This window comes from Coprobacter sp. (genome assembly GCF_982436375.1).
On sequence record NZ_CEWDCG010000199.1, the window covers coordinates 1 to 5,314 of the forward strand.

A 5,314-nucleotide genomic window follows, 5' to 3' on the forward strand; every position below is an offset into this window, starting at 1 on the left:
TACAAGAAGGGCGTTCTCTTTTTTGTGGAGACTATGAATTATTCAGGTTAGGAGTCGGTCCGAACGGAGATGTGTTCTGAAACAGTTATTGTCTATGGCAGATCATGAAAAAACTTTGTCGGTGATTATTCCTTCGTATAATGAAGGGAAAACTATTTGTGACATATTGTGCCGGGTTTTAGAGGTGACGTTGCCGTTCGGTTTAAAAAAGGAAATAGTCATCGTTGATGACGGTTCTGAAGATGAAACAGTCCATTCTGTAAAAAATTTTATTCGAAATAATCCGGGAGCTCCGGTAAAATATATTGTTCATGATATAAATCGGGGAAAAGGGATGGCTATCCGTACCGGGATAAAACATATTACCGGAGAGTATGTGATTATACAAGATGCCGATTTAGAGTATGATCCGCACGATTATTCTTTGCTTTTGCCTTATTTGCATTCCGGTGAATATTCGGTTGTGTACGGTTCTCGTTTCCTGAATAGGCAAAACCGGCATTCTTATCCGGCATTTTATTGGGGAGGCCGTTTAGTCTCGTTTATTGCGAGTTTGTTATACGGGCAGGTCTTGACCGACGAACCGACGTGTTATAAAATGTTCAGGTCATCTTTGTTAAAATCGATACCTCTTGACTGCACCGGCTTTGAGTTTTGTCCGGAAATAACGGCTAAAGTTTTAAAAAAAGGATATAAGATAAAAGAGGTGGCAATAAGCTATACTCCTCGATCTGTGGAGGAGGGGAAAAAAATAAAATGGACAGATGGCCTTGAGGCGATCTGGGTTTTGTTGAAATATCGGATAAGGTGATATTATGAGAAGTAAGGAAAGAACAGTAAAAAGCCCGAAAACGGAAATAAACGGAAAAGCCGTGAAACCGGCTTATTCCAGATGGTTGTTTAAGAATATCGTAGCTGTTGCGCTTACGTTGTTTTTATTAAAGGTCGTCATGGTTTTACAGCCTACCTATAACTGGGTATGCTTTACGATGCTTCCTGAAAATATGGAAATTGTCAGGAAATATCCGAATCTTAATTATGACGGTAGAATGTCTATAAAGCTCGGGGCTAATTATATGTATCTGAAAAATACTCGGGAACATACACCGGAGAATGCGGTTATTTTATGGCCTTCTTCAGAAGCTTTTACAAAAGGGAAGAGCCCTTTTACGGCTGAGATATCGAATAAAATATATGCGCTTCGCTTCCTTTATCCCCGAAAACTGGTTATCCCTTTTGATTTCGGAAAAAGCCATTATGTCGATGAGATTACCTATGTCGCCATTGTAAACGGTGAAGGATTTGAATATGTCCCTTATGAAGTGGAAAAGTTCGAAAACGGTATTTTACCGGTTAAGAAACCTGAAAACAAATAAGCATTATGGTATCGTTTGGTATATTTCTTTCGTTCTTGACAGGATTTGTGACGGTCAATCTTATATCATTGAAGTTCAGTTTGATCGAGAAACTGGGACTCTCTTTCCCGATAGGTATAGCTTTGCAGACTTTGTTGATGCTGTTGATGGATGCCGTCGGTATTCCGCTTACAAGAGTCTCGATTTTAGTGGCGAGTGTCTTGCTCATCCTATCGCTTTCGTTCCCGATGATTTTCCGTCGGAAAGAACTTGTTCAGGAGATTCGGAAACCGGTCTCTTTCGATTTCTCCGGTTTTAACCTGGTATGGCTGCTGTTTGTTCTCCTCATTATCATTTTGGAATATATGAATTTCTCTCGGTGTGTCTATTTCCCTACTTATGACCGGGACAGTCTTTCGGGGTTCGATACGATCGGGTACATCATTTCCCAAGAGCATACGTTAAAAGGCCTTTCCATATTTCAGGGAGATTATATGCCGTCTATACACCGACCGGGAAGTTATATTACCTATACCCCTATGGTTCAGCTCAGTTATGCCTATGTTTATTTATTGGGAGCACCCATGTCGAAGTTGATTCCGGGGTTGATGTATCTTTTCTTCCTGATTGCTTTTTATGCGGTCTTATGTCGGGTAGTTAACCGTACAGGCGCTGTAATAGCCACTTTCTTTATGTTGATAACTCCCGATATGCTCGGTTTCTCTTCGCTTTCGGGGACAAATGTCATGCATGCCGTAACCGCTTCCTTGGGAGTCATATATCTTGCCGTCTGGTTTCGGTATCGTGAGCGGAAAGACCTGTATCTGGCCTCCCTTTTGCTGGCATTGAATATTTGGACACGTACCGAAGGAATCGTATTTATCGGTGCTGCACTTTGTGTTGTCGGTTACGACTCTTTCAGAAGAAAACAGTATAAAGACTTATTGCCGGTTTTGTTGTCATTGTCTCCCGCTTTGCTTTGGAGTCTGTTTATGAAACTGAACGGACTGTATGCCGAAGGTATAGCCATTGTCCGCCTTTTCTGGGATGGGGAGAAGGTCGAGACTATCTATAACTATATGAAAAATCTTTATGTCAATAATTATTATTACGGCTGGTCGTTTTCCGCTGCTCTTCTTTCGCTGCTTGTCAATATCCGGAATGTGATAAAGACACGTGATAACCTTCGTCTGTTATCTATGATTCTGTTGGCATCTCTGTTCTATGTGATTATTTTATATCAGATCGATTATAAATGGGATACGATAGAAAATGTTTTGGCTTATTCCGCCAAGCGTTTCCTTTTCTGCTTTGTCCCTTGCGTATGGTTCTTTATGGTGACGAACAAGATTGTAATGACCGGATTCGATAAGTTGGAAAAATATTTAGCGCTCAGATAGATGCTAAGTATTTATTGGGCAGGAACTTGTGTTTTTCCCTGTTCGGTTTCTAAAAATCTACGTATTTCGCTTTTGACGCGGAGAGTATAAGTGCTTTCTGCTTTTAAAGGTTGTTTCAATATCCGTTCGGCAATGGTGATTGCGGTCGTCGTGTCCCCTCTTTGTAATGAGTTTTGCCATAACAAATAGTTGGGAGTTATTTTCCCGGGAACCATAAAAGACGCTGTTTTCAAATATTCTTCTGCATAGTCGTATTGTTCAGAGAGCATATATGTTTTTCCTATATTGCAATAATTGCTGCATCCCGCCGGCAGTCTCGACAACTTTTTTATATCCGGATGTTTTTCCAGCCACATGCTGTAAATATTGTTGAATGATTCGCTATATTTTAGCTGTTCATAATGTCGGTCTGAAAATAAAATAGCTTCCGAACTGTTTCCCGTGAAAAATTTTTCGAGAGTTTTCGCTCCGTTATAATAAAATCTGATTTCCCGAATTGAAACAGAACAGATCAAAACTGATAGAATTAGCAGGCTTCCCGTTGTCAAGGCGGATACCGGTATTTTAAATACCTTTCGGCTCTCGATGCATCCCGAAAATATTCCGAAAAGGACAAATAGAGGGAAGACCGAATTCGGATAGGAAAACAACGAAAAGCATAAATAAGCGATTAATCCGGCTTTTAAAATCCGTTTTGTCCCGTTTTTCGATCGGGATAAAAATAGAGAGAGCAAAAAAACTCCGATTGCCGATAATCCCGGGATTCCGAGTTCTACCAATATATGTAGAAACTCATTGAAAGGGTAGACCGTATCATCGGCAGTTTGAGAAAAGCGCGAGTCGGGATGCGTTTCGAAATAGTGCGCTTGGTGCAGCATATAATCCTGTCCGAATGATGCGGTTCCGTATCCTGAGAACGGCTTATGACAGATCATTTCCGAACACACTCTCCAGATCAGGAGTCTGCCGTTTGCCGAGTTTCCCCGATAATTGAATATAAGGATGGATGACAATATCAATATTCCTCCGATTATCGGGATAATATGCGGATGCTTTTTCAGAAAAATCCGTATTGTTTGAAAGAAATAAAATGAGCAACCTGCTGCTGTTGCTATAAATGCTGCGCGCGAATCGGCAAAACAAAAAGCCGTTAGCATTGTTCCGGCGGCAATAATATATATGCTATGTATTATTTTGTTTTGCTTTCGGGTTTCATATATCCGGCACAGGCATATAACAATGCAGATAGCCAAAAATCCGCCTAATGGTCCGGGATTGCCGAATGATCCTGTAATCTCGAACCATTCGTTGTTACTCTTCATATATCCGGTTTTTTGGAATAAGACTATTGCCGATTGCATCGTTCCGCTGAGAATAAGTGTTTCCGGTATTATGTCTGCACATCGTATATTCCGCATCAGAAGATAGACCGCTAATATGGCACACCATTCTTCTACCGGAATAAAAATCAATCGGCCGTTTTTAATGGAATTAAAAACAAGAATAAAGGAAAATAGTACGATTAATATATCGGCATAAGATATGTTTATAAATTTTTGTTTGGAAAAACCGGTTGACTTTGAAATTGCTGTTCCGGCATAAAGGATGCTGCAAAATAGCAGAGTACAAACTATAAGTAGTTCTTTTCCCAATAAAAGACTGTGACAGATATTCCAGAGTATAGGTAGAGAGACGATATATATGCTGAAAATCAGACCGGTTAATTTATCTGTATATTTCTTCGGTTCTGTAAATTCATCTACTCTTGTTCTATTTGTTTCTGTCATTGGGAAATCCGGTAAGTATTTGTAGTTATTTTAGCTGTCTCAATCCATATTTCTGTCTTGTTGCTTTGGGAACGTTTTCTCGAACCTGTTTTTGTGCATACCCGGCTGTCGTGATCAGTAGCAGGGCCGATAAAGTGATTAATATTCGTTTCATACTCCTGTTGGTTATTTATATACTTTGAACTTCCGCGGAACAATTTTACTTGAATCTATGGGAAGCGGAGTCCCTTTTTTGAACCTGGGAACGAAGAACGGGATGACAGTGGTATATCCTTCTTTTTCTGCTTTTTCGACGTCAAATCCCCATCCATTCATAAATTCCATATCATAAGCTTTTCCATTATCTGCCCATACATTTACTTTTACTGTGTAGTCCCTTAAATATTTTTCTTTTAGAGGATCATAAAAAAAAGTTACCTGATAAAATAATCTTCCTCGATCTTCTTTTTTATAATATTTATTAGATGTACTCCCTTTAAAGACTATTTGTTTTTTGTAATCCCTGTAATATCCGGGAGCATATTTCAGTACTGCATTTTTAGCCGTTTCTATAAGGATGCTGTCCCGTTGATTTGGGGGCATCTTTTCGAATATGTTTTTTTGTGCATACCCGGCCGTTATGATCAGTAGCAGGGCCGATAAAGTGATTAGTATCCGTTTCATACTCCTGTCGGTTATTTATATACTTTAAATTTCCGCGGAACAATTTTACTTGAGTCTACGGGAAGCGGAGTTCCTTCTTTTGATTGAGGTATCCAAAACGGAACGACTC

General features: G+C 39.7%; 6 protein-coding genes. 3 read left to right on the forward strand and 3 right to left on the reverse strand.

Features of this window, described 5'->3' with window-relative positions:
• Nucleotides 1–94 precede the first annotated feature (94 nt).
• Genes AC1WHX_RS10195 through AC1WHX_RS10205 form a run of 3 tightly spaced genes read left to right on the forward strand, consistent with a single transcriptional unit; the run spans nucleotide 95 to nucleotide 2,755 of the window.
• Nucleotides 95–811, forward strand: coding sequence for a glycosyltransferase family 2 protein (locus AC1WHX_RS10195; RefSeq protein WP_122338506.1), 717 nt, complete (start codon nucleotides 95–97; stop codon nucleotides 809–811).
• Nucleotides 812–815: 4 nt separating this feature from the next.
• A complete protein-coding gene (locus AC1WHX_RS10200; RefSeq protein WP_481229286.1) occupies nucleotides 816–1,376 on the forward strand; it encodes a hypothetical protein in 561 nt (186 codons plus the stop codon).
• Between the two features lie 5 nt (nucleotides 1,377–1,381).
• A complete protein-coding gene (locus AC1WHX_RS10205; protein ID WP_418236159.1) occupies nucleotides 1,382–2,755 on the forward strand; it encodes a hypothetical protein in 1,374 nt (457 codons plus the stop codon).
• 11 nt (nucleotides 2,756–2,766) lie between these two features.
• Here the strand turns inward: AC1WHX_RS10205 and AC1WHX_RS10210 are convergent, their stop codons facing one another.
• The 3 genes from AC1WHX_RS10210 to AC1WHX_RS10220 are packed head-to-tail and all read right to left on the reverse strand — an operon-like array spanning nucleotide 2,767 to nucleotide 5,205.
• Complete coding sequence (locus AC1WHX_RS10210; RefSeq protein ID WP_418236158.1) at nucleotides 2,767–4,542, reverse strand: O-antigen ligase family protein; 1,776 nt, start codon at nucleotides 4,540–4,542, stop codon at nucleotides 2,767–2,769.
• 25 nt (nucleotides 4,543–4,567) lie between these two features.
• Nucleotides 4,568–4,696 carry a hypothetical protein gene (locus AC1WHX_RS10215; RefSeq protein WP_009318222.1) on the reverse strand — a complete coding sequence of 43 codons (129 nt, stop codon included), beginning with the start codon at nucleotides 4,694–4,696 and terminating at the stop codon, nucleotides 4,568–4,570.
• Between the two features lie 11 nt (nucleotides 4,697–4,707).
• Nucleotides 4,708–5,205: a hypothetical protein gene (locus tag AC1WHX_RS10220; protein WP_481229288.1), complete on the reverse strand. Its 498-nt coding sequence runs from the start codon at nucleotides 5,203–5,205 to the stop codon at nucleotides 4,708–4,710.
• Between the last annotated feature and the right edge of the window lie 109 nt (nucleotides 5,206–5,314).